Here is a 22,227-nt window from a genome sequence, read left to right as displayed (position 1 = left end):
CGCCCGATCCTTCGCGGACGGGCGACTTCCCGAACGGAGAACCGCCTGATGGGGCGACTGATCTACGACTCGACCCTCGAGGCCGACTTCGACGACCGTCTGCTGGCGCACCTGCAGATCGTGATCGGCTCGAAGCTCGCGCGCAACGAGTCCTTCTACTTCTCGTGGAAGGACTCGCAGGCGGTCGGCGACGGACGCACGTCGATCTGGCTGCACCCCGCCATCCCGCTGCGCTTCAAGTACCACGGCGGCCGTGCCCCGAACATCAACCCGGACTGGATCCGACAGCTGCTCGCCGACTCGCACACGGCGCACGGGCTGCGGATCAGCGAGGAGCCCCACGGGACCGCCCGTCAGAGCGAGGAGAGCATGCTGTGAAGCGCGTCGAGATCATCTACGGCGGAGCGCCGTTCAGCCTGAGCGAGACGTCGGCCGCGGAGGTGCGCGAGAGCATCGACCGCGCCCTGGACGGCTCCGCGTCGCGCTGGATCACGGTGAACCAGGGCGAGGGCGAGCCTCGCGAGACCTCGATCCTGATCACGCCGGGAGTGGCGTTCTCGGTCGCCGACGTCGCGCACTGAGGTCGACGCCGCGGTCACGGTGATCGCCGCCGCTCACGCCGCCGGCTCGGTCCGGGGCGCTCGCACCGCCGGCCCGCCTCGGAACGACTGCCGTCCTCAGCGCACCCGCGCCGCTCAGCCCGCCAGCACGCGCGGGAACTCCCCCGGGATCTCGCTCGCGAGGTACCCGGCCGGTCCGATCCGCGCGGAGAGGCGCGTGTCCGCCTCCGTGTGCAGGAACGCGCCCCACGCGGCCGCGCCCATCGGATCGACGCCGCGCCCGCGCAGGCCCGCCGTCGCTCCGGCGAGCACGTCGCCGCTGCCCGCGGTGGCCAGCCCGGGGTGCTCGCCCTCGATCCGCACCGCGTCGCCGTCGGGCGAGGCGATCGTGTTGAACAGGCTCACCACCGCGCCGTAGCGCTCGGCGACCGCGAGGGCGGCCCGCTCGACGTCGTCGACCTCCTCGCCGAGGAGCCGGGACGCCTCCTCCGAGTTCGGGGTCAGCAGGAGCCGGCCCGCGAGCCTCCGTGCGAGACGGCGCTGTCCGGGCAGGACTCCGAGCGGGAAGGCGTCGAGGTGCACGGCCGGCACATCGTAGAGGAGCGGAGCGAGGGCACGGAGGGTCGCGGCGGTCGCGCGCGGGTCGTCCAGGCCGGGTCCGATCAGGGCGACGTCGGCGGAGGAGAGCTCGCCGGCCAGGACGTCGAGCCCGCGGCCCGAGACGGAGCCGGTGCGCGTCTCCGCGAGCGGGACCACTCCGCACTCCGGCAGCGCGACCGCGGTGGCCGACGCGACCGACTCGGCGACGCAGAGCGTGATGCGACCCGCGCCGGTCCGCAGCGCGGCGATCCCCGCGAGGATCGCGGCTCCGGGCGTCTTGCGGGCGCCGCCGACGACGACGACGTCGCCGCGGGAGTGCTTCGAGCCTCCGGGCTCCGGGAGGGGCCAGCGCTGCTCGAGCAGGGCGCGGGAGACGAGGTCACTCATGAGGGTCTCCTTCTCCGTCCGCTCGGTCGTCGTGCCGGGTGACGGGGGCGCCGGAGCGCTCGAGGTGGGACGTGCGGTTGAAGAGCTCGAGGCGCCACGCGTCGCCGTCGCGGACGAGACGGGTGACGGAGCCGTTGGCGACGGGCGTCGAGGCGCCGATGTCGAGCAGCTCGTGCTCGGAGAGGCCCTCGAGGACGTAGCGGAGGACGAGGACGACCGCGTCGTGGCAGAAGAGGATCGCCGGCCCGGGAGGCGCGGCGACGGCGAGGTGGTCGACGAAGGCGCGGATGCGGAGCGCGAGGTCCGTCCAGGCCTCGCCTCCCGGCGGCCGGTAGTAGAACTTGCCGAGCCACTCGCGCCGCGCCGCCTCCTCGGGCATCCGGGCCCGCACGCCGGCGGAGGTGAGGCGGTCGGTGACGCCGAGGTCGCGGTCGCGCAGGCGCTCGTCGGGGCGCAGCCGCAGGTCGATGCCGGCCTCGCCGAGGGCGAGGCGGGCGGTCGCGGAGGCGCGGCGGTAGGGCGACGTCCAGGCGGAGGCGGGCCGCGCCTCCTCGGCCAGCCAGCGGCCGAGCGCGCGCGCCTGCTCCTCGCCGGCGGGGGAGAGCTCGACGTCGGGGTCGCGGCGGTCGACGGCGATCTCGTGCGCCCCCGAGGCCTCGGCGGCGCTCGCCGCGATGTTGGCGAGGCTCTCGCCGTGACGGACGAGGAGGAGCTCGGTCGGGCCGGTGGAGGAGGCGGGCATGGCTCCACGCTCCGCCTCGCGGGCCGGAGGCGCCAGGGGGTTCCGCCGCGGCGACGCGGGTTGCTACGGAGTCGTCAGGGGTTCCGCCGTCGTCAGGGCGCCTCTCCGTCGGCGCGCTCCTCCGCCGAGACCGCCGTGACGACCGCGGTGAGCGTCTCGGGGTCGCTCAGGATGCGGAAGTGCCCGCCGGTCTCGATCCGGACGTTGACCGCGCCCTCGAGCATGCTGCCCTCGGGGATGTGCGGATCGAAGAGGCCGAACACGGACGTGATCCGCGCGTTCGCTCCGGAGCGGCTCGACAGCAGCAGGGTCGTGGCGTCGCGCGGCGAGAAGGCGCGCAGGCTCCGGAGGACCAGGTAGGGCGCGTAGCGGGAGCCGCCGAACGGGGTCGCCACGGCGACCATCCGGTCGACCCGGCCGTCCGGGTCGAGCTCGGTCATCACGTACTTGCCGATCAGTCCGCCCTTGCTGTGGGCGACGATCACCACGTCGCGGAGCCCGTGCTCGGCGAGGTAGGCGGCCACGTCCTCGGCCGTCCGGGCGACCGGGCGGCCGTTGCGGCCGAGGCTCGTCAGCACGTGGAGAGGGTGCCCGCGCTCGTGCAGCGGATCGATGATCGGGCGGAGGAAGGACCAGGTCTCCCAGATCCCCGGCAGGACCACGACGGGCCGCCGGTCGCCGTCGAGGTAGTCGTCCGGGGCACGGCGCGAGAGGACGCCGCGCACCTGCCAGGCGACGGCGTAGGCGTAGTCGCGGATCCACCAGACGGCGTCGCGCACCAGGCGCCGGAGCCGGCTCATGCGGCCGGCTCCGACCGGAGGGGGAGCGGGGCGGCGGGCCTCTCGCCGAGCGCGGCGGCGAAGCGGAGGATCTCGCGGGCGAGCGCTCCGGGCTCGGTGCGGGGGACGACGTGGCGCGAGCCGGCGAACTCGACGAGCCGCCCCTCGCGCGCGTGGGCCGTGAGCCGCTCGCACCAGTCACGGGTGGCGATCGGATCGTCGCGGCCGCGGGCGACGAGGACCGGCACCTCCAGCTCGGCGACGCGCACCTGGACCGGATGCCGCAGCATCTCGGGCAGCTGGCGCAGGTACCAGCGCAGGCCGCCGCGCAGGTAGTCGGCCAGCAGGATCGCGTCGACGCCCACCGGCTCGCCGAGGCAGTCCCGCAGCAGCGCGAGCCCCTGGCGGACCGCTCCGGGCCGCTGCGGATCCACCACCGGCCCGATGAGCACCGCGCCGTCGACGAGGCCGGGCGCGCGCAGCCCCAGCTCGACCGCCACCTGCGACCCCATCGAGTGCCCGACGACGACCGCGCGCGAGACGCCCAGTCCGCGGAGGACCTGCTCGACCTGCCGCGCGTGGTCCTCGAGGCCGACCCTCCGCCGCGGGCGCGCATTCGCGCCGAAGCCGGCGAGGTCGACGCCGATCACCCGGCCGTGCCGCTTCAGGCGGGCGGCGAGCGGCGAGAAGGTGTGGTGCGACATCCCGATCCCGTGGATCAGGACGAACACCGCGCCCGCTCCGGCCGGACCGGTGTCGACCGTCCGCAGCGTGACGCCCTCGACCTCGTGTCGCACGGGGAGGACGCGGCGGGGCGGTGTCGGCAGCATCGTCCCAGGCTAGGGATCGGCGGCCGGCCGCGCGGGGGGATGCGCCCGCTCCCGCCGTGGTCTAGGCCGCATCCACCCTGGGGAGGAGCATTCACCCCGCCGGCCGCCGGCGGTCCCCGCCGAGCGTCCCGTCGTGCCCGCTGTCAAGCGGCTCCTCCGCGGCGGCACCCCTGCCTAGCCTCGGAGGAGGGGGCCGGCGTGCGCCGCTCCCGGAGGGATGACGCCATGCGGATCGCGATCGTCGGGGCGACCGGCAACCTGGGGACGGCCCTGCTGCGGCGCCTGCACGGCGAGGCCGGGGTGGAGGAGATCGTAGGCATCGCCCGCCGGGCCCCTCGGCTCCGCTCGGAGGAGTACCGCGACGTGCGCTGGGTCGAGATCGACCTCGCGTCGAGCGTCGCCCCGCGGCGGCTCCGCGAGGCCTTCGCCGGCGTCGACGCCGTCGTCCACCTCGCCTGGGCGCTGCAGCCCAGCCACGACGAGCCGTTCCAGCGGCTGGTCGACGTCGGAGGCACCGCGGCCGTGCTCGAGGCGGTCGCCGCCGCGGGAGTCGGCCAGGTCGCCGTCGCCTCGTCCGTGGGTGCCTACAGCGCGGCGCCGAAGTCGATCCGGGTGACCGAGGACTGGCCCACGGGCGGCCTGCACACCTCGACCTACAGCCGCCACAAGGCCGCGAACGAGCGGCAGCTCGACGCCTTCGAGGAGCGGCACCCCGAGATCGTCGTCACGCGCCTGCGCCCGGGGCTCGTCTTCCAGCGCGGAGCGGCGACCGAGATCGCCGGGCTCTTCGCCGGACCCCACTACCCGACGCGGTGGCTGAAGGCGGTCCGGATCCCGGTCCTTCCGCTGCCGAGAAGCATCGTCTTCCAGGGCGTGCACGCCGACGACGTGGCCGACGCCTTCTGGCGCGCGCTCGACCGGCGCGCCGGCGGGGCCTTCAACATCGCGGCCGAGCCGGTCCTCACTCCGGAGCGGCTGGCGCACGCCTTCGGCGCCCGCCTGGTCACGGTGCCGTTCGGGCTGCTCCGCTCCGTCGTCTCGGCGACCTGGCACCTGCGCCTGCAGCGCACCGACGCGGGCTGGCTCGACATCGCGGGCAACGTCCCGGTGATGTCGACCGAGCGCGCCCGCGCCGAGCTCGGCTGGGCGCCGACCCGCACGGCCGAGGAGGCGCTCGCCGAGCTCGTGGCCGGCCTGGCCGACCGCTCGACCGTCCCGGGCTCACCCCCGCTCCGGGGATGATCCAGCCGGTCGTCGATCGGAGGCGAGCCCTCCCGGTCAGTCGGCGACGCGGATGAGCACCTTGCCCGTCGCTCCCTGCTCGACCGCGTCGTGGGCGGCCGCGGTCTCCTCGAGCGGGAACCAGGTCAGCGGGAGGCCCGCCTCCTCGCCCACCGGGAGCGCGCCGTCGACGAGCGCCGCGGTGATGTCCTCGGCCGCGGCCTGCAGCGCCTCCTCGCCCACGGTGTAGAGCAGCAGGCCCTGCCAGCGGGCGTTCTTCGCGAAGCTCGCGACGATCGGCACGGTGAACTCGTCGCCGTTGTTGTTCGCGTAGTACCCGATGCTGCCGTGGTTGGCGAGCACCTCGACGTCGAGCGCGGCGTTCTGAGCCGGTGCGACCTCGACCACGTGCTGGACGCCCTCAGGGGCGAGCCCGCGGATCCGGTCGGCGAGAGCGTCGTCCGGGTACTGCAGCACGTGCTGCGCGCCGGCCGCACGGGCGAGCCGCTCCTTGGAGTCGCTGCTCACCGTCGCGATGACGGTCGCCCCGGCCCAGACCGCGAGCTGGATGGCGGCGTGCCCGACGGCTCCGGCGCCACCCTGGACCAGGACGGTGCGGCCGGCGAGGGCGCCGGGCGCGAGGCGGGAGGGGCCGTGCTCGTGCACGGTGAGGGCGCGGTGGGCGGTCATCGCGGGGACGCCGAGGCTCGCGGCGACGTCGGTGCCGACGCCCACGGGCAGGCGCACGACGTGCTCGGCGGCGAGCACCGCCGACTCCTGCGCGGTGCCGGTGGGGCGGCGGTGCGCGGAGAGGTACATCCAGACCCGGTCGCCGACGGCCAGGCCCTCGACGCCCTCGCCGACCGCCTCGACGACACCGGCGCCGTCCTGGTTCGGCACGACCTCGTCGAACGCGAGGTCGCCGTCTGCGCGCGCCTTCCAGTCGGTCGGATTCACGCCCGACGCCAGGACGCGGACGCGGACCTCGCCGGCGCCCGGCGCCCGCTCCTCCCGATCGACGAGGGAGAGGACGGAGGAGTCACCGGTGCGGGAGTAGACGATCGATCGCATACGGAGGGCAAGGAGTGCGGGCGGCGGTGTATTCCCGGCGGCACGACGAAGGGCGGCGGGCCCGGAGGCCCACCGCCCTGTCAGCGCCGACGGATCAGTGCTGCACGTCCTCCTGGACGGCGTGCTTGGCCTCGCGGGCCGAGTCCTTCACGTCGTCAGTGGCGGAGGTGCCCGCCTCCTTGACGTTCTGCGCGGCGTCGGTCGCGGTCTCCTTGACGGAGGCGAAGGCCTGCTGCGCGGGCTCGCGGAGCTCGCTCGCCGCCTCCTTGGCCGCGTCGGTCACCTTGTCGACGACCGGCTGGGCCTGCTCCTTGACGCGGCTCGCCGCCTCCTTCTCCTTGCTGGAGGCGGGGATGAGCGAGGCGACGAGGAGTCCGGCGCCGAGGGCGATGAGCCCCACGGCGAACGGGTTGCCCTCGGCCTTGGCCTTCGCCGAGCCCGCACCGCTCGAGAGCGAGTCGGAGGCGTCGTGCGCCGAGCCCATCACCCGGTCGCGGACGGAGCCCACGGCCGACTTGACCTTGTCGGTCTGACGCTGCGCGATGGCGGACGGGCTGACCTTCTCGGCCAGCGCGTCGACGTCCCCGCCCAGCTCGAGGCGCGTGCGCTCGATGTCCGCCCGGATCTCCTCGGGTGTCTTGTTCTGTCCTGCGTCGTACGTCATCGTCCTGCCCCGTTCGGCTTGAGGGTGTCGGGAATCTTCTTGAGGGAGTCGACCGTCTCGGGAGCGCCGTCGACCTGCTTCAGGCTCTTGCGGCCCACCGCGTAGAGGATCGCGGCCACGATCGCCCAGATGACGGCCACGACCACTCCGGACCAGCCGTTGCCGATCAGAGTGCCCAGGCCCCACCAGAGGGCGATCGAGAGGAAGAGCACGGCCATCAGCGCGGCGTAGCCCGCCCCGCCGAGGAGGCCCGCTCCCTTGCCCGCCTTGCCGGCGGACTCCTTGAGCTCGGCCTTCGCGAGGGCCATCTCCTGGCGGATCAGCGTGGAGAGGTCGCGCGAGACCTCGCCGAGCAGATCGCCCAGCGACGTCGACCCGGCCCGCTGGTCGGGCGTCTCCGTCGAGCGGTGGACGCCCGTCGGGTCGGTCACAGCCGGCCGCCGTTCGGGAAGCCGCCGTCGAGCGGGTCGGCGACGGGCTCGGTCGGCGCGTAGTCGCGCTCGAGGGAGCTCGAGCCGACGGTGCCGTAGGCGGACGCGACGGGCGCGTCGTACGCGGAGGCGTCGGAGTACGCGGTGGTCGAGGCGGGGGCGTCGAACTCGGGCCCGTCGGTGCGGGTGCTCGTCGCCTCCTTCTCGTCCTTCGCCTCGGCGGTCAGGGCGCGGATGAGGCGCCCGCCGACGAGTCCCGTCGCCGCGGCGATGAGGATGAAGGCACCCGGGCGGCGGCGGGCGAACGCGCGGACGTCGTCGAGGAGCTCGGACGGGTCGCGGTTCTCGAGCCACGAGGCCACACCCTGCACGCGGGTGGCCGCCTGGGAGACGAGCTTCGCGGCGGCGTTGTCGCTGCCGCCCTCGCCGTTGGCCAGCGCGGTCAGGTCGTCGCTGAAGGCGCGGGCGCCCTTGGCGGCGTTCTCCTTCTGGGCGTGGGCCTGCTCGGTGAGCTGGGTGCGGCTCTGGTCGTAGAGGTCCTTGACCTGGACCTTGGCCTCCTGGACCACGTTGGCGGCCTCGTCCTTGCCGGTCGAGAGCACTTCGCTCGCGGCCTGCTTGGCGTTGCCGGCGACGGCGCCGGCCTGGTCCTTGGCGGTGCCCGCGGCGGCGCTCGCCTTCTCCTTCGCGGAGTCGGCCGTGCCGCCCGTGGAGGAGCCGGAGGACGTGTCCGTGGGGGCGACGTGCGCCCCGCTGTCGGTGGGGGTCTCGGTCGCGCCGAAGTTCGCGGCGCCGTCTCCGAACGGAGGTGAAGCGGGATCGATGTTCGACATCGTCTGTCCCTTCCAGGATCGAGTGGGGGATGAATGCGTGCCGGCGTCGCCAGTCTGTTCGGGCCCTCGAGTACCGGGAAGGGCATAGCGGCTGACCCCCCGATGGGGCTACCATCCCGCGCCCACGAGGGCGGGTCCCGAGGGCCCGTGGATCGACTGCTCCGCCACCGCGTCAAGCCCCTTCTGACCCGCGAACAGGGCTCCCTAGCGTCGAGAGGACAGACATCGGACGTCCGCACCCGGATCCGCCCGGCTACCCCGGAAAGGCAACCAGTCATGTTCTTCCACCGTCAGGAACTCCAGTTCACGTCCACGCCCTCGAAGCCCGACGCGGTCTTCGCCCGCCGCTTCCAGGAGGTGCTCGGCGGCCAGTACGGCGAGATCACCGTGGCGATGCAGTACGGCTTCCAGGCCTGGAACGCCCACGACCCGGGCAAGTACCGGGACCTGCTCTTCGGCATCGGCGCCGAGGAGTTCGGCCACGTCGAGATGATCGCCGTGATGATCGCCCAGCTGCTCGAGAAGGCCCCGGTCGAGCAGTCCGAGGACGCGATGAAGAAGGACCCCGTGCTCGCGGCGGTCATCGGCGGCTCCGACGTGCAGCACGCCATCGTGGCCGGCGCCGGCGCGCGCCCCGTCGACAGCATGGGCAACCCGTGGCAGGGCTCCTACATCACCGCCAGCGGCAACCTGCTGGCCGACTTCACCGCCAACGCGAACGCGGAGATGCAGGGTCGGCTCCAGGTCGCCCGGCTCTACCACATGACCGACGACCACGGCGTGCGCGACCTCCTGTCGTTCCTCCTGGCCCGCGACACCATGCACCAGAACCAGTGGATCGCGGCAGCCGCCGAGCTGCGCGCGGAGGGCCGGGAGGACCTGCCCGTGCCCTCGAACTTCCCGATCTCGAAGGAGGAGCGCTCCGTGTCGTACGAGTACATCAACTTCTCGGACGGAGCAGCGGCCTCCGAGGGCAGCTGGGCCTCGGGCCCGACCCCGGACGGCAAGGGAGAGTTCAGCTACCGCGTCGCGGAGCCCGGCGGCAACGTCCCGATGCCCCCGCCCACGCAGCCGGACGAGCGCCTCTACGGCACCGACCCGAAGCCGAACATCGTCGAGAAGGCAGTGGGGGCCGTCAAGGACGCGGTGACGGGCAAGTGAGCGCCGCACGGGTCCTCGGGGCGCTCGGCGCCTGCGCTCTGACGATCGGCCTGCTGGCCGGCTGCACCGGCGACGCCCAGACGCCGTACCAGTCGGGGAGCGCGGTGCCCACCAGCGCCGACGACGGATCGTCGCAGACGCCCACGAACGCGCCCTCGCAGTCCGCTCCGTCCGAGTCCGCCACCCCGGCGACCTGATCCCGCGCCCTCGACCGGCCGGCACCGGTCGAGGGCGCGAATCATCGCAGTCCAGCGGGCGCCCGGGCAAGCCCCTTCCCGCTCCCAGGAAGCGGGCAGTTCCCGGTCCTACGGTCGTGCCAACGATCAGCGAAGGAGGCACCACCATGGGGCTCGATGACAAGATCAAGAACGCCGCTCAGGACATCGCCGGCAAGGCGAAGGAAGCCCTGGGCGACCACAAGAACGACGACAGCCTGAAGGCCGAAGGCCAGAAGGACCAGGCCGCGGCCTCGGCCAAGAAGGCCGGCGAGGACGTCAAGGACGTCTTCAAGTAGGTCTCGGCAGTACCGCGAAGGCGGCGCTCCCCTCGGGGGGCGCCGCCTTCGCTGTTCCCCGGCTAGGGGTGCAGGACGACCTTGATGCAGCCGTCCTCCTTCTTCTGGAAGGTCTCGTAGAGGGCCGGAGCGTCCTCGAGCGGCGCCCGGTGGGTCACGAGGTCCATCACGCCGAGCGGATCGGAGGAGTCCTCCACCAGCGGCAGCAGGTCGTCGATCCAGCGCTTCACGTTGCACTGGCCCATCCGCACCGTCACCTGCTTGTCGAACATCGACTTCAGCGGCATCGGGTCGGCCTCTCCGCCGTAGACCCCGCTCAGCGACACGGTGCCACCGCGGCGCACCAGGTCGAGGGAGGCGTGCACCGCGGCGAGGCGGTCGACGCCGACCGTGTCCATCGCCTTGCGGGCGATCGGGTCGGGCAGGAGCCCCGCCATCGACTGCGCGAACGAGCCGACCGGCGAGCCGTGCGCCTCCATGCCGACCGCGTCGACGACGGAGTCGGGGCCGCGCCCGTCCGTGAGGTCGCGCAGCTGCGCGGCGATGTCATCGGACAGGTCGAACGTCTCCACGCCGTACCGCTCGGCCATCGCGCGCCGCTCGGCGACGGGCTCCACGGCGAGGACGCGGTAGCCGCGGTGGGCGCCGATCCGCGCCGCGAACTGGCCGACCGGGCCGAGTCCGAAGACGACCAGGGTCCCGCCGTCGGGCACCTGCGCGTACTCCACGCCCTGCCAGGCGGTGGGCACGATGTCGCTGAGGAAGAGGTAGCGCTCGTCCGGCAGGTCCGTGCCGACGACGATCGTGTTGTAGTCGGCCAGCGGCACGCGGAGCAGCTCGGCCTGCCCTCCGGGGACCTGGCCGTACATCTTCGTGTAGCCGAAGAGCGCCGCTCCCGAGCCGTACTCGGTGACCTGCGTCGTCTCGCACTGCGACTGCAGCCCTCGGCGGCACATGAAGCACTCGCCGCAGGCGATGGTGAAGGGCACGACGACCCGGTCGCCGGGCTTCAGGGTGGTGACTCCGGAGCCCACCTCCTCGACGACGCCCATGGGCTCGTGGCCGAGCACGTCCCCGCGGTCGATGTAGGGCCCGAGGAGGCGGTAGAGGTGCAGGTCGGAGCCGCAGATCGCGGTCGAGGTGATCCGGACGATCGCGTCGGTCGGCTGCTGGATGCGGGGGTCGGGGACGGTCTCGACCGAGACCTTCTCGATGCCCTGCCAGGTGAGTGCTCGCATGCTCGTGTCCGTTCTCCGGCTCGCGCCGGTCGGGGTCGGTGTCCCTCCACCGCACACCCGGAGGGCGCCGAGGGGGAGGGGCTTGACGCTCCCCGGAGCGTTCCCGAGGGGGATTCCCGGGAGAACGCACGGACGTGCATCCCGCGTTCACCCGACTCACGGCGGCCGAGTGGTGGGATGGGGGGATGGATGCTCTCTACACCGCCATCGCCCACGCCTCCGGTGGAGGACGCGACGGCCACGTCCGCACCGAGGACGACCGTCTCGACCTCGACACCCGCGCCCCGCAGGAGCTCGGCGGCTCCGGCGAGGGGACCAACCCCGAGCAGCTGTTCGCGGCCGGCTACTCCGCCTGCTTCCTCAGCGCCCTGCACGGAGCCGGTCGCCAGCTGAAGATCGACACGACCGACGCGGCCGTCTCGGCCAGCGTCTCGATCGGGAAGAACGACTCCGACGGCTTCGGCCTCTCGGTCGAGCTCGACGTCTACGTGCCGAAGGCGAGCTCCGAGGACGCGCAGAAGGTGGCCGATGCGGCGCACCAGCTCTGCCCGTACTCCAACGCCACCCGCGGCAACATCCCCGTGCAGATCAACCTGGTCGACTGACCGGGCCCTCTCGACGGCCCCTCCCGGACTCCGGGCAGGGGCCGTCGTCGTGTCCGGGGGCGGTCCGTTAGGGTCGGGGCATGACCGAGGAGCTGTCGCACGAGGAGCCGTCGCACGAGGAGTCCCTGGCGCGGGCCGAGCTCGTGCAGATCCGTCAGAGCATCGACAACATCGACGCGGCGCTGATCCACCTGCTCGCCGAGCGCTTCAAGTTCACGCAGAAGGTCGGCCGGCTGAAGGCCGCGCACGGGCTGCCCGCCGCGGACCTCGAGCGCGAGGCGCGCCAGATCGCGCGGCTGCGGGCGCTCGCCGAGGAGTCGCACCTCGACCCGGCGTTCGCCGAGAAGTTCCTCGGGTTCATCGTCGCCGAGGTCATCCACCACCACCAGCGCATCGCCGACGGCGCCGAGGACTGAGCCTCAGCCCTCGATCCGCAGCAGCCCCGCCGTGCGCTCGCGCAGCACGCCGAGCAGCAGCGGGTAGTCGGGGAAGAGCTGGTCGCGCCGCAGCGTCGGCACCCGCAGCCCGAGGGGGACCTCCGTGATGCGGCCGTTCGTCTCGGTGAGGGTCAGGCGGAGGCTCCGGCTCCCCGTCGGGCTCGAGGCGACGACCGAGCGCAGAGCCTCGAGCGGGAAGATCAGCCCGTCGATCTGGATGGCCGACTCCGACACCACGATCGAGCCCGGCAGCCCGGGCCGCAGCGCCAGCCGCGCGGCGACCAGCCCGAGCGGGAGGGAGAGCGCCACGACGACCGCCCCCAGCGCGATCTGCGCGCGGTCGCCCGACGGGGATCCCGCGAGGGCGACGGCCAGGACGCCGGCGGCGAACGCCTCCGTGGCGACGACGACCAGGGCGACCGCCCGGCGCTGGAGCGGAGCGCGGTGCGGCCGGAAGCGGACGGCCGAGGCGGGCCCGGCCAGAGCGGGCGGCAGGGCGTCGCGGACGCGGGCGGCGGCGCCGAGGTCGGCGAGCAGGGCGGCGAGGTCCTCCGGGCGGAAGTGGCCGCAGCGGACCTCGACTCCGTCTCCGCGGCACCAGGCGACGAAGCCGTCGCCGTCGGCGGACTCGAGGAAGCGGACCGACCGGCGGGGCCACTGCTCGCGGCGGCGGCGGCCGCGCATCAGCACGACCTGCGTCTCGGTCGTCATCACGCGGGTGGGGGAGACGACGAAGAGCGAGACCGCCGAGGCCAGTCCGATGACGACGGTGAGGGCGAGGAGCCCGAGCGCGAGCACCGACTCGTCGAGGACGCCGCGGCGGTCCGCGAGGACGGCGAACGGGATGAGCACGGCCGCGAGGCCGGCGCCGAGGAGCCGCAGGAGGAGGGCGCGGAGGCGTCGCAGGACCGACGGGCCGTACACCCGTCGCGTCCGGATCGCCATCGGTTCCGACTCCATCGCGTCAGGCTAGCCCCGGCCGGGACCGGTCGCCCGGAGAGGCGCGTCGGTGGCGCGATCCTCGCGCCACCCGTCCCCGGTTCGGGGGAGGAGTGGCGCGAGGCGCGGCCTACGCCTCCGCGGTGCGGTGCAGGGCGCGGACCGAGACGACCCGGCGACGGGCGATCGCGGCGACGGTGAGCAGCAGCCCGAACAGCAGCCAGATCACCAGGCCGACGACGGCGCCGGCCGTGCCGTCGGTGCCCTCGACCACTCCGGACAGCGCGTTCTGCGCCGCCGAGAGCGGCAGGAACCCGAGCACGTCGTCGAACAGCCCGGGGACCGTCGAGATGATGCCCGCGCCGAGCGCGATCACCGCCGCGACCATCGCGAGGAAGCGGCCGATCCCTCCGAGCAGGGCGACCAGCCCCTGGTTCACCGCGGCGAACGAGGCGCCGGTGAGCATCGCCAGGAGGGCGAAGCCGACCCAGCGGCCCGGCTCCAGGCCCGCGACGCCGCTCATCACGATCGCGACCGCGAGTCCCTGCACCACGCCGATCACGAGCGCCGGCACGTAGGAGGAGAGGGCGAGCGCCGCGGAGGAGCGGGTCGAGGAGAGTGCACGGTGCGAGAACGCCGCGAGCACCAGGAACGTCGCGAGGGCGCCGAGCCAGAGGGCGATCGTCGCGAAGAACGGGACGCTGGAGGCTCCGAACAGGTCGGTCGCGCTGCTCGCGTTCTCGACCGGGTCCGAGACGACGTCGGCGAGGTTCGTCGACTCCGACTCGGTGTAGGTCGGGAGCTGCGCGACCGCGGCGTCGAGGCCGGTCGCGAGCGTGCGGGTGCCGTCGGCGAGCTGCACGGCGCCGTCCGAGACCCCGCTCGCGCCGTCGGCGAGCTGGTCGGCTCCGTCGGCGGCGGAGGAGGCTCCCGCGGCGAGGTCGGCGGCACCGCCCGCGGCGGTGGTCGCGCCGGTCGCGAGGTCGCGGGCGCCGGCCGCGGCGGTGGTGGCGCCGGTCGCGAGCTGCGCGGACCCGGCCGCCGTGGTGTCGAGGCCGTCGGCGAGCTGGGACGCTCCGTCCGCGGCGTCGTCCGCGCCGTCCGCGAGCTGCGTCAGGCCGCCGGACAGCTGTCCGATGCCCCCCGAGAGAGTGCGCGCGCCGGTGGCGGACTGCCCGACCGCGTCGATCAGCGAGGGCTGCCCGTCGCCGCCGAGGCGGATGCCCGCGTCGATCCCGGCGACGGCTCCCGCGGTCGTCGTGGCGAGGGTGGTCGCGCCGGTGGGTCCGCCCGCCGAGGCGATGACGGCGCGCGCGGCGAGGCACTGCGTCGTCTCGCAGCCCTCGAGCGCGGCGCTGAGCGCCTCGAAGGTCCCCGCAGTGGCGGCGGCGGCGCCGGCGCTGAGGGCGGCGACCTGCTGGGTCCCGTCGCCGGTCCTCACCACTCCCTCCCTCAGCTGGTCGAGCCCGTCGGCCAGGTCGGAGGCGCCGCCCTGCAGCGCGGTCGTCTTGGTCGCCGAGTCGCGGGCGCCCGTCGCGAGCTGTCCCACTCCGCCGGAGAGGCCGCGCGCACCGGTGGCCAGCTGCGCGACTCCGCCGGAGAGGTCGGAGGCTCCGGTGCCCAGCTGCCCCACGCCGTCGGCGAGGGACGAGGCTCCGGTGCCGATCTGCCCGACGCCGTCCGAGAGCGAGGAGGCGCCGGTGGCCAGCTCGTCGATCCCGTCGGCGAGGCTGCTCGTGCCGTCGGCGAGGGTCGAGGCTCCGGTGCCGAGCTGGTCGGCGCCGTCGGCGAGCGTGCCCGCGCCCTCGGCCGCCTGGCCGATCTGCTCGTTGAGGGTGTTGAAGCCGACGTAGACGTTCTCGAGGTAGGCCGTGGTCAGCTGCGTGTTGAGCAGCGAGGTGGCGGTGCTGGTCACGGTGGCCGAGATGGCGTCGTCGACGAGCTTGGCCTTCTCGCTGGTGGCGATGTCGATGGTCGCCTTCGTCGCCTCCGCGGCGTCGCCGGAGTACGAGGTGGCGGCGGCGGAGAAGGAGGAGGGGATCGTCACGACGGTCGCGTAGCTGCCGTCGGCGAGGCCCTTCGCGGCGTCGTCCTTGTCCGTGAGGACCCAGGTGAAGTTGCCCGTCGAGTCCGAGCCGGAGACGTTGGGCACCGGGGTCGTGCTCGCGGACGGCGTCGCGCTCGCCGAGGGGGCGGAGGAGGGGGCGTCCGAGCTCGCGGAGTCGGTGCCGCCCGTCACCAGGCCGGCCGCGAGCTGGCGCCCGAGCGGCACGGTCTGCCCGTTGATCTCGACCGGGGTGTCCTCGTTGACCACGGCGGCCGTGATCATGTCGAGGCGCTCGGTCGGGTTCCACAGCGCCCAGACCAGGAGGCCGCCGATGACGAGGGGGACCAGGACGATCCCGAGAAGGGTCAGCCAGGACACCTTCTTGACGCCGCGGGGGCGTTCGAGGGAGAGGAGAGCCATCTGTCAGAGGACCTTTGCGATCGCGCGGCGCTCGGCCGCGGGCGAGACCGCGAGCACGCCGCGGTCGGAGGGGAGGAGGTCGTCGAGCGCCTCGGCATCGACGGAGGAGGCGACCACGGTGAACGCGTCGTCGGCGGCGCGGGCGGCGTCGAGCTCGGCCCGGATCGCGCCGCGCAGATGCGGGTCGGTGACCGTGTCGAGGTCGTCGAGCACCAGGATCGGCGGGGCCGACTCCAGGGCCGACCGGACGTCGGCGACGGGGTCGGCGGCTCCGGCGAGGCGCACCAGCCCGACCCGGCCGCGCACGGCGGCGGAGCGGATCGGCACGACAAGGCCCGCGACCTTCAGGCGCCCGGAGTCGGGGGCGAGCCGGCCGGCGATGCTCAGCAGCAGCGCGGTGCGGCCGGAGCGGTGCGGCCCGTGGACCACGAGGGAGGAGCCGGGAGCGACCCGCAGCGAGACGCCGCTGTAGACGGGACCGTCGGGTCCGTCGAGGCGGAGGTCCTCGGCCGCGATCACGTCCGTGGATCCGGGCTCCGGCCAGTCGGCCAGCGCGAGCTCCTTCGTGAGGCCCTCGCCCTCGACGTCGAAGGACGGCAGGACGCGGTCGAGCCAGCGCGGCATGTGCCAGGCGCGGTCGCCGAGCAGGTGCAGCACGGCGGGCACCAGCGTCATCCGCACGATGAACGCGTCGACGAAGACGCCCACGGCGAGCCCGAGCGCGATCGGCTTGATGTTGGTGTCCCCCTCCGGCACGAAGGCGGCGAAGACCGAGAACATGATGACCGCGGCGGCCGTGACCACCTTGGCCGAGCCGACGAAGCCCGACTCGACAGCGGCGCGCGCCGGCCTCCCGTGCACGTAGTCCTCGCGCATCCGCGAGACCAGGAACACCTCGTAGTCCATCGCGAGGCCGAAGAGCACGCCCATCAGGATGATCGGCATGAAGCTGATGATCGGGCCCGTCTTGTCGACGTGCAGAGCGTCCGAGAACCATCCCCATTCGAACACCGCCGCCACTGCGCCGAAGGACGCACCGACCGACAGCAGGTAGCCCAGCGTCGCCTTGATCGGCACCCAGAGCGAGCGGAACACCATCGTCAGCAGCACCAGCGACAGGCCCACGACGAGCAGGCCGAACGGCAGCAGGGCTTTGGCGAGCGTGTCCGAGATGTCGATCCCGACCGCGGTCTGGCCGGTCACCGCGAGGTCGACGCCGTACTCCTGCTGGAAGTAGTCGTGCTTGTCGCGGATCTCGGCGACCAGCGCCTTGGTGGCCTCGGAGTCGGGGCCGCCCTCGGGGATCACCTGGATGATGCCGGTGTCGGCGGTCTCGTTGGGCGTCGCGAGCGGCACCGAGGCGACTCCGTCGAGCTTCTCGATCTCGCCCTTGAGGCCGTCCATCAGGCCGAGCGGATCGGTCGAGCCGATGATCGTGCCGGTGACGATGAGCGGGCCGTTGTAGCCGGCGCCGAAGTTCTCGGCGAGCAGGTCGTAGGTGGTGCGCGCGGGAGTGCCCTCGGCCTGGTAGCCGGCGTCCGGCAGGGCGAGGCGGAGGCTGAGCGCCGGGATGCTCGCGACGCCGAGCACGCCGATCACCGCGATGATCGTCACGATCGGGAAGCGCGTGACGACCCGGACCCAGCCGCGGAAGAACCCGCGCGGGACCTCGGCGTGCACGTGGCCGCCGGGGGAGGCGGTCGCCGCCTCCTCGTGCGCCTCGGTGTCGACGTGGGTGCCCGCGGCGGCGGCGGCCTTCGCGGCCTTCTTCTTCGCGCGGCGCTCCTTCGGGCGCAGCCGCGCGCCGGCGAAGCCGAGGAGGGCGGGGGTCAGGGTGAGCGCGATGACCACGGCGATCGCGACTCCGCCCGCCGCTGCGACGCCCATCGTGGTGAGGAACGGGATGCCCGCGACCGAGAGGCCGACGAGCGCGATGATCACGGTCAGGCCCGCGAAGACGACGGCGGAGCCCGCGGTCGCGGTCGCCCGCGCGGTCGACTCCTCCGGGTCCATGCCCTGCTTCAGCTGGTCCTGGTGGCGGCTGATGATGAAGAGGGCGTAGTCGATCCCGACCGCCAGGCCCAGCATCAGCGCCAGGAGCGGCGTGGTCGAGGAGATCGAGGCGAAGCGGGTGGCGATGAAGATGGCCGACATCGAGAGGGCGACGCCGAGCAGTGCGGTGACCAGCGGCATGCCGGCGGCCAGGAACGAGCCGAAGGTGAGCACGAGGACGACGAGGGCGACCACGAGGCCGATCGCCTCCGTGATGGTCACGCCGGGGAGGTTCTGGGCGAAGAGGTCGCCGCCGAGCGAGACCACGGAGCCGGCGGGCAGCGCGTCCTGGAGGGTCGTCGCCTCGGCCTTCAGCGCATCGCGGCTCTCGGGGCTCGTGGTGGTGGCGGAGCCGTCCATCTGCGCGGTGATGACGAGGGCGTTCCCGGCGTCGGAGATCGTGCCGGACACGCTGTCGGAGTAGGGGTCCGTGACGGCCGCGACCTCGTCGACGTCGCCGAGCGCGGCGACCGCGTCGCTGACGGGGCCCTTCACGTCGGCGTCCTGGACGCTGCCTCCGTCGGGCGCGACGACCACGTACCGCGCGGACGTGCCGCTGACCTGGGGGAAGGTGCGCTCGAGCTGGTCGAGGGCGGTCTGCGACTGCGTGCCCGGGATGGAGAACGTGTTGTCGGTGCCCTGGTTGAGCAGCAGCGCTCCTCCTCCGCCCGCCACCACGATCAGCAGCCACAGGACGGCGACGAGGCGGTGGGCGCGGTACACGCGACGACCGAGACGGTAGAGCAGCGACGACACGCGGTCTCCTGACGATGGGTGGGGAGGATGGCGATACGTCTCTGTACCAGGGCGGAGCCGGGCTCCGATACACGAGCGTATCCGATACAGGACCGTATTCGATACGTGAATGTATCGGATAAGGTGAACGGCGTCGAAGGTGTTGACAGGGCGGGCAGGAGGCTGGTGATGACGGCGATCGACTCCACCCCTCCCGAGACCTCCCGCCGCGGCCGCACCCGCGAGCGCCTGCTCGACGCGGCCTACGACGTCTTCGCCGAGACCGGCGTGCACAGCGCGTCCGTCGAGCAGATCTGCGAGCGCGCCGGGTTCTCGCGCGGCGCCTTCTACTCCAACTTCTCCAGCAAGGAGGAGCTGTTCTTCGCGCTCATGGAGCGGGAGAACGGCGCCCGGGTGACCGCCCTCGTCGAGCAGATGGACCGCACGATCCCGCGCGTCGTCTCGGCCGACGAGCCGCTGACGGCCGAGACGCTGGCCGTGGTCATCCTCGACTTCCTTCAGGGTCCTGCCACCGACAACCGCCGCTGGTGCGTGGTCGAGTCGGAGTTCGAGCTGCTCGCGCTCCGCGACCCGCGGATCGCTCCGCAGTACCGCGACTTCCGCGCCGGCTTCGACGCCTCGCTCGTGCAGATCGTGCACGGGGCGCTACGCCAGGTGCGCCGCGAGTTCTCCCTCGAGCCCACGACCGCCGTGCGCCTGCTGGTGGCGGGCTACGACGACGCGGTCAAGCAGTCGATCCTCGAGGACGAGTCGGAGCCCGCGTCGCTCGAGCGCCTGCGGGCGACGCTGACGGCGATCGTCCTCGCGATCTCGTCCGCCGACGCCTGAGCCGGGCCGGCTCTCGCGACGGCGGCCGCCGTACCCGCCGGCCGGCTCCGCACCCGGCGGCCGAGCGGCCGCTGGAGAGTGTCTGGTCCGGTCCCCGCTCCTCCGCCTGCGCGACGAGGATGGACCCATGGAACTGCGACAGCTCGAACACTTCCTCGCCGTCGCGAAGGAGCAGCACTTCACCCGCGCCGCGAGCGCCCTGCAGATCTCGCAGTCGGGCCTCTCGGCGTCGATCCGCGCGCTCGAGAGCGAGCTGGGCAGCCCCCTCTTCACCCGCAGCACGCGCCGGGTCGAGCTGACGCCGGCCGGTCGGGCGATGCTCGCGGAGTCGGAGCGCTCGGTCGCCAGCGCGCTCGCCGCCCGCGACGCGGTGCTCGCCGTGCAGGGGGTGCTCCGCGGGAGCCTCGCGGTCGGCACGGAGGAGTGCCTCGGCGGCGTGCACCTGCCGCGCGAGCTCGCGACCTTCCGCGAGCAGCACCCGGGAGTCGCGCTCCGGCTGATCCACGAGGGGTCCGGCACGCTGCTCGACTCCGTCGCCGCGGGCCGCCTCGACCTGGCGCTGGTCGCCGACATCGGAGCCGTGCCGGGCGGCGTGCGGACGATGCCGCTGGCGAGCGAGGGCTTCGCGGTGCTCGTGCGCCCGGGTCACCCGCTCGCGAGCCGCGTCGGCTGCCGCATCCCCGACCTGGCGGGCGAGACGATCGTGGGGCTGCAGGAGCACTGGGCGGCGAGTCACCTCGCGGCGCGGGCGTTCGCGGCGCACGGCCTCGCGTTCGAGGTCGAGCTCGAGGTGAACGACGTGCACACGCTGCTCGACCTGGTCGAGTACGGCATGGGGATCGCGGTCGTGCCGGCGCACTTCGCCGAGAAGCGCCCGGCCGGGCTGCGGGCGGTGGCGCTCGCCGATCCGCTCCTGGTGTGGCGGACGATGGTGGCGGTGCCGGAGCGGCCGAGCGCCGCGGCCCGCGCGTTCGTCTCGGCCCTCCCGCAGCCGCTGCAGGACGCGGTCTGAGCGGGATCGTGCTCACAACGGAGGAGGGACCAGCGCCGAGATCCCGCGATGCGCGTCGGACCGGTGCCTCGACCGGATCCCTCCTCCGTCATGAACGGGCTCAGTCGAGCGAGGCCAACTCCTCGGGCGTGAGCTCCAGGTCGGCCGCCGTGGCGGAGTCGCGGATGCTCTCGGGGCGGGAGGCGCCCGGGATCGGCAGCACGACCGGGGCCTTCGCCAGCTCCCAGGCGAGGCAGACGACCTGCGGCGTCACGCCGCGGGCCTCGGCGACCGCCGCGAACGCGGAGTAGCGCGAGCCGAGCTCGCCCGCCGAGGAGATGCCGCCGAGCGGGCTCCACGGCAGGAACGCCAGTCCCAGCTCGGCGCAGAGCTCGAGCTCCGGCTCGCTGGAGCGGAACGACGGCGAGAACTGGTTCTGCACCGAGACCAGGCGCTCGCCGAGGATGCCGTGCGCCTCGCGGATCTGGTCCGGGTCGGCGTTCGAGATGCCCGCGCGGAGGACGACGCCCTCGTCGAGCAGCTCGGCCAGCGCTCCGATCGAGTCGGCGTAGGGGACCGCCGGGTCGGGCCGGTGGTACTGGTAGAGGCCGATCGCGTCGACGCCGAGGCGCTTCGCGGACGCGCGGGCCGCCGCCTTGAGGTACTCGGGGCGGCCGTCCTGGTCCCAGGGGCCGGGCTCGCGCCGCAGGTGGCCGCCCTTGGTGGCGACGAGCACGGCGGAGGTGTCGCCGCCGTAGCTGCGCAGCGCCTCCGCGATCAGCAGCTCGTTGTGGCCGAGGTCGTCCTGGGTGGCGAGGTGGTAGGCGTCGGCCGTGTCGATCAGGGTCACGCCGGCGTCGAGGGCGGCGTGGATCGTGGCGATCGAGCGCTCGCGGTCCGGGCGGCCCTCGATCGACATCGGCATGCCGCCGAGTCCGATCGCGCCGACCTGGAGGTCGCCGAGAGTGCGCTGCTTCATGAATGCTCCTTCGCAGTGGGGTGGGTGGTCACCAGGCGTAGTCCTCGGGGGCTGTCCGGTGGCCGGGGAAGATCTCGTCGAGGCGCGCGAGGGCCTCGGGGTCGAGGGTGATGTCGACGGCGGCGACGGCGCTCTCGAGCTGCTCGAGCGTCCGCGGCCCGGTGATCGGACCGGTGACGGCGGGCTGGTGGAGGAGCCACGCCAGCGCCAGCTCGCCGGGCGCCTCGCCGCGCTCGCGGGCGAACGCCTCCCACTGCTCGAGCGCGGGACGGTGCTCCTCGATCGCGGCGAGGGTGCGCTCGGAGGAGCGGCGCCCGCCCTCCGCGGTCTTCTCGAGGACGCCGCCCAGCAGCCCGCCCTGCAGCGGCGACCAGGGGATGACGCCGAGCCCGTAGTGCAGCGCGGCGGGCAGGACCTCGCGCTCGACGTCGCGGACGAGCAGGTTGTAGATCGACTGCTCGGAGGCGAGGCCGGTGAAGCGGCGGGCGCGCGCCGCCTCCTGCGCCTGGGCGAGGTGCCAGCCGGCGAAGTTGCTGGAGCCGACGTAGAGGACCTTGCCCTGCTGGACGGCGACCTCCATCGCCTGCCAGATCTCGTCCCAGGGCGTCGTCCGGTCGACGTGGTGGAACTGGTAGAGGTCGATGTGGTCCGTCTGCAGGCGGCGGAGGCTCTCGTCGAGCGCGCGGCGCAGGGTGAGCGCCGAGAGGCGGCCGCCGTTGGGCCAGGAGTCGCGGCCGCGCTCGGCTCCGGGAGCGGCGAACTCGCCCATGTCGCCGAAGACCTTGGTCGCGAGGACGGTGCGCTCGCGGCGCTCGCCGCCCTGCGCGAACCAGCGGCCCACGATCTCCTCGGTGGCACCGCGGCCGGCCTCGCCTCCGTACACGTTGGCCGTGTCGAAGAAGTTGACGCCGAGCTCGTGCGCGCGGTCCATGATCGCGAACGAGTCGGACTCCTCGGTCTGCATGCCGAAGTTCATGGTGCCGAGGACGGTGCGGGAGACGGACAGGCCGGTGCGGCCGAGGTGCGTGTACTGCATGGTCCCAGTCGACTCCGGTTCGGGCCGCGTGTCCAACAGGTGCTCGGCATGGGTGCGATCGACGGGGGAGGTCAATCGGGGGCGCGCCGTCCAGGGGCCACCCCGC

At 73.6% G+C, this 22,227-nt stretch carries 24 protein-coding genes; 10 read left to right on the top strand and 14 right to left on the bottom strand.

The window, feature by feature from the left end:
• The first annotated feature begins 48 nt into the window (after window positions 1–48).
• Window positions 49–378: an ATP-dependent DNA ligase gene (locus tag C5D36_RS07605; protein WP_104222776.1), complete on the top strand. Its 330-nt coding sequence runs from the start codon at window positions 49–51 to the stop codon at window positions 376–378.
• Window positions 375–581, top strand: a complete 207-nt coding sequence (locus C5D36_RS07600; RefSeq protein ID WP_104222775.1) for a hypothetical protein — start codon at window positions 375–377, stop codon at window positions 579–581. Before C5D36_RS07605 ends, C5D36_RS07600 begins: the two co-directional genes overlap by 4 nt.
• 114 nt (window positions 582–695) lie before the next feature.
• Here the strand turns inward: C5D36_RS07600 and C5D36_RS07595 are convergent, their stop codons facing one another.
• From C5D36_RS07595 to C5D36_RS07580, 4 genes are all read right to left on the bottom strand, one after another.
• Entirely contained in the window at window positions 696–1,547 is an 852-nt protein-coding gene (locus tag C5D36_RS07595) for an NAD(P)H-hydrate dehydratase (RefSeq protein WP_104295554.1), read from the bottom strand.
• Window positions 1,540–2,289 (bottom strand): histidine phosphatase family protein, encoded by a 750-nt coding sequence (locus C5D36_RS07590; RefSeq protein WP_104295553.1) that lies wholly within the window; start codon window positions 2,287–2,289, stop codon window positions 1,540–1,542. The genes C5D36_RS07595 and C5D36_RS07590 overlap by 8 nt, the downstream gene beginning before the upstream one ends.
• A 92-nt stretch (window positions 2,290–2,381) precedes the next feature.
• The gene (locus C5D36_RS07585) at window positions 2,382–3,089 is read right to left on the bottom strand and encodes a triacylglycerol lipase (RefSeq protein ID WP_104239324.1); all 708 of its coding nucleotides are present in this window, start codon (window positions 3,087–3,089) and stop codon (window positions 2,382–2,384) included.
• Window positions 3,086–3,898 carry an alpha/beta fold hydrolase gene (locus C5D36_RS07580; RefSeq protein ID WP_104295552.1) on the bottom strand — a complete coding sequence of 271 codons (813 nt, stop codon included), beginning with the start codon at window positions 3,896–3,898 and terminating at the stop codon, window positions 3,086–3,088. The genes C5D36_RS07585 and C5D36_RS07580 overlap by 4 nt, the downstream gene beginning before the upstream one ends.
• 225 nt (window positions 3,899–4,123) lie before the next feature.
• Here C5D36_RS07580 and C5D36_RS07575 point away from each other — a divergent pair, with 225 nt between their 5' ends.
• Window positions 4,124–5,140: an NAD-dependent epimerase/dehydratase family protein gene (locus tag C5D36_RS07575; protein WP_104295551.1), complete on the top strand. Its 1,017-nt coding sequence runs from the start codon at window positions 4,124–4,126 to the stop codon at window positions 5,138–5,140.
• Between the two features lie 36 nt (window positions 5,141–5,176).
• On the opposite strand, the gene C5D36_RS07570 is transcribed toward C5D36_RS07575, so the two are convergent.
• The 4 genes from C5D36_RS07570 to C5D36_RS17130 form a co-directional block, all read right to left on the bottom strand.
• Entirely contained in the window at window positions 5,177–6,190 is a 1,014-nt protein-coding gene (locus tag C5D36_RS07570; protein WP_104295550.1) for an NADPH:quinone reductase, read from the bottom strand.
• Between the two features lie 94 nt (window positions 6,191–6,284).
• Entirely contained in the window at window positions 6,285–6,854 is a 570-nt protein-coding gene (locus tag C5D36_RS07565; protein WP_104222768.1) for a DUF3618 domain-containing protein, read from the bottom strand.
• Window positions 6,851–7,285 carry a phage holin family protein gene (locus C5D36_RS17135; RefSeq protein WP_104222767.1) on the bottom strand — a complete coding sequence of 145 codons (435 nt, stop codon included), beginning with the start codon at window positions 7,283–7,285 and terminating at the stop codon, window positions 6,851–6,853. The genes C5D36_RS07565 and C5D36_RS17135 overlap by 4 nt, the downstream gene beginning before the upstream one ends.
• Complete coding sequence (locus tag C5D36_RS17130) at window positions 7,282–8,118, bottom strand: hypothetical protein (RefSeq protein ID WP_104295549.1); 837 nt, start codon at window positions 8,116–8,118, stop codon at window positions 7,282–7,284. The genes C5D36_RS17135 and C5D36_RS17130 overlap by 4 nt, the downstream gene beginning before the upstream one ends.
• A gap of 276 nt (window positions 8,119–8,394) precedes the next feature.
• Here C5D36_RS17130 and C5D36_RS07550 point away from each other — a divergent pair, with 276 nt between their 5' ends.
• From C5D36_RS07550 to C5D36_RS07540, 3 genes are all read left to right on the top strand, one after another.
• Window positions 8,395–9,279, top strand: a complete 885-nt coding sequence (locus C5D36_RS07550; protein ID WP_104222765.1) for a manganese catalase family protein — start codon at window positions 8,395–8,397, stop codon at window positions 9,277–9,279.
• Entirely contained in the window at window positions 9,276–9,476 is a 201-nt protein-coding gene (locus tag C5D36_RS07545) for a hypothetical protein (protein ID WP_104295548.1), read from the top strand. Before C5D36_RS07550 ends, C5D36_RS07545 begins: the two co-directional genes overlap by 4 nt.
• A gap of 146 nt (window positions 9,477–9,622) precedes the next feature.
• Window positions 9,623–9,793, top strand: a complete 171-nt coding sequence (locus C5D36_RS07540) for a CsbD family protein (RefSeq protein WP_104222763.1) — start codon at window positions 9,623–9,625, stop codon at window positions 9,791–9,793.
• A 62-nt stretch (window positions 9,794–9,855) separates the two neighbouring features.
• Here the strand turns inward: C5D36_RS07540 and C5D36_RS07535 are convergent, their stop codons facing one another.
• A complete protein-coding gene (locus C5D36_RS07535; protein WP_104222762.1) occupies window positions 9,856–11,031 on the bottom strand; it encodes a zinc-dependent alcohol dehydrogenase in 1,176 nt (391 codons plus the stop codon).
• Window positions 11,032–11,216: 185 nt separating this feature from the next.
• Here C5D36_RS07535 and C5D36_RS07530 point away from each other — a divergent pair, with 185 nt between their 5' ends.
• Both C5D36_RS07530 and C5D36_RS07525 read left to right on the top strand, forming a co-directional pair.
• Window positions 11,217–11,636, top strand: a complete 420-nt coding sequence (locus tag C5D36_RS07530; protein WP_104222761.1) for an organic hydroperoxide resistance protein — start codon at window positions 11,217–11,219, stop codon at window positions 11,634–11,636.
• 80 nt (window positions 11,637–11,716) lie between these two features.
• Window positions 11,717–12,052 carry a chorismate mutase gene (locus C5D36_RS07525; protein ID WP_104222760.1) on the top strand — a complete coding sequence of 112 codons (336 nt, stop codon included), beginning with the start codon at window positions 11,717–11,719 and terminating at the stop codon, window positions 12,050–12,052.
• Window positions 12,053–12,055: 3 nt separating this feature from the next.
• Here the strand turns inward: C5D36_RS07525 and C5D36_RS07520 are convergent, their stop codons facing one another.
• From C5D36_RS07520 to C5D36_RS07510, 3 genes are all read right to left on the bottom strand, one after another.
• Window positions 12,056–13,033 carry a hypothetical protein gene (locus tag C5D36_RS07520; protein ID WP_146076942.1) on the bottom strand — a complete coding sequence of 326 codons (978 nt, stop codon included), beginning with the start codon at window positions 13,031–13,033 and terminating at the stop codon, window positions 12,056–12,058.
• Window positions 13,034–13,142: 109 nt separating this feature from the next.
• A complete protein-coding gene (locus tag C5D36_RS07515; protein ID WP_104295547.1) occupies window positions 13,143–15,479 on the bottom strand; it encodes a YhgE/Pip domain-containing protein in 2,337 nt (778 codons plus the stop codon).
• A gap of 3 nt (window positions 15,480–15,482) precedes the next feature.
• Window positions 15,483–18,287: an MMPL family transporter gene (locus tag C5D36_RS07510; protein ID WP_104295546.1), complete on the bottom strand. Its 2,805-nt coding sequence runs from the start codon at window positions 18,285–18,287 to the stop codon at window positions 15,483–15,485.
• Between the two features lie 168 nt (window positions 18,288–18,455).
• On the opposite strand from C5D36_RS07510, the gene C5D36_RS07505 reads away from it, so the two are divergent.
• Together C5D36_RS07505 and C5D36_RS07500 are read left to right on the top strand one after the other, a co-directional pair.
• Window positions 18,456–19,115 (top strand): TetR/AcrR family transcriptional regulator, encoded by a 660-nt coding sequence (locus tag C5D36_RS07505; protein WP_104234269.1) that lies wholly within the window; start codon window positions 18,456–18,458, stop codon window positions 19,113–19,115.
• 127 nt (window positions 19,116–19,242) lie between these two features.
• Entirely contained in the window at window positions 19,243–20,127 is an 885-nt protein-coding gene (locus tag C5D36_RS07500) for a LysR family transcriptional regulator (RefSeq protein ID WP_104222755.1), read from the top strand.
• Between the two features lie 100 nt (window positions 20,128–20,227).
• Here the strand turns inward: C5D36_RS07500 and C5D36_RS07495 are convergent, their stop codons facing one another.
• The gene (locus C5D36_RS07495) at window positions 20,228–21,085 is read right to left on the bottom strand and encodes an aldo/keto reductase (protein ID WP_104295545.1); all 858 of its coding nucleotides are present in this window, start codon (window positions 21,083–21,085) and stop codon (window positions 20,228–20,230) included.
• Between the two features lie 28 nt (window positions 21,086–21,113).
• The gene (locus C5D36_RS07490; protein ID WP_104295544.1) at window positions 21,114–22,121 is read right to left on the bottom strand and encodes an aldo/keto reductase; all 1,008 of its coding nucleotides are present in this window, start codon (window positions 22,119–22,121) and stop codon (window positions 21,114–21,116) included.
• Window positions 22,122–22,227: the final 106 nt, after the last annotated feature.

Origin of the sequence: Rathayibacter sp. AY1C6 (assembly GCF_002931535.1) — a bacterium.
GTDB lineage: Bacteria > Actinomycetota > Actinomycetes > Actinomycetales > Microbacteriaceae > Rathayibacter.
Note: the sequence above shows the minus strand (reverse complement) of the source record. Positions and strands in the feature narration are given on the sequence as shown.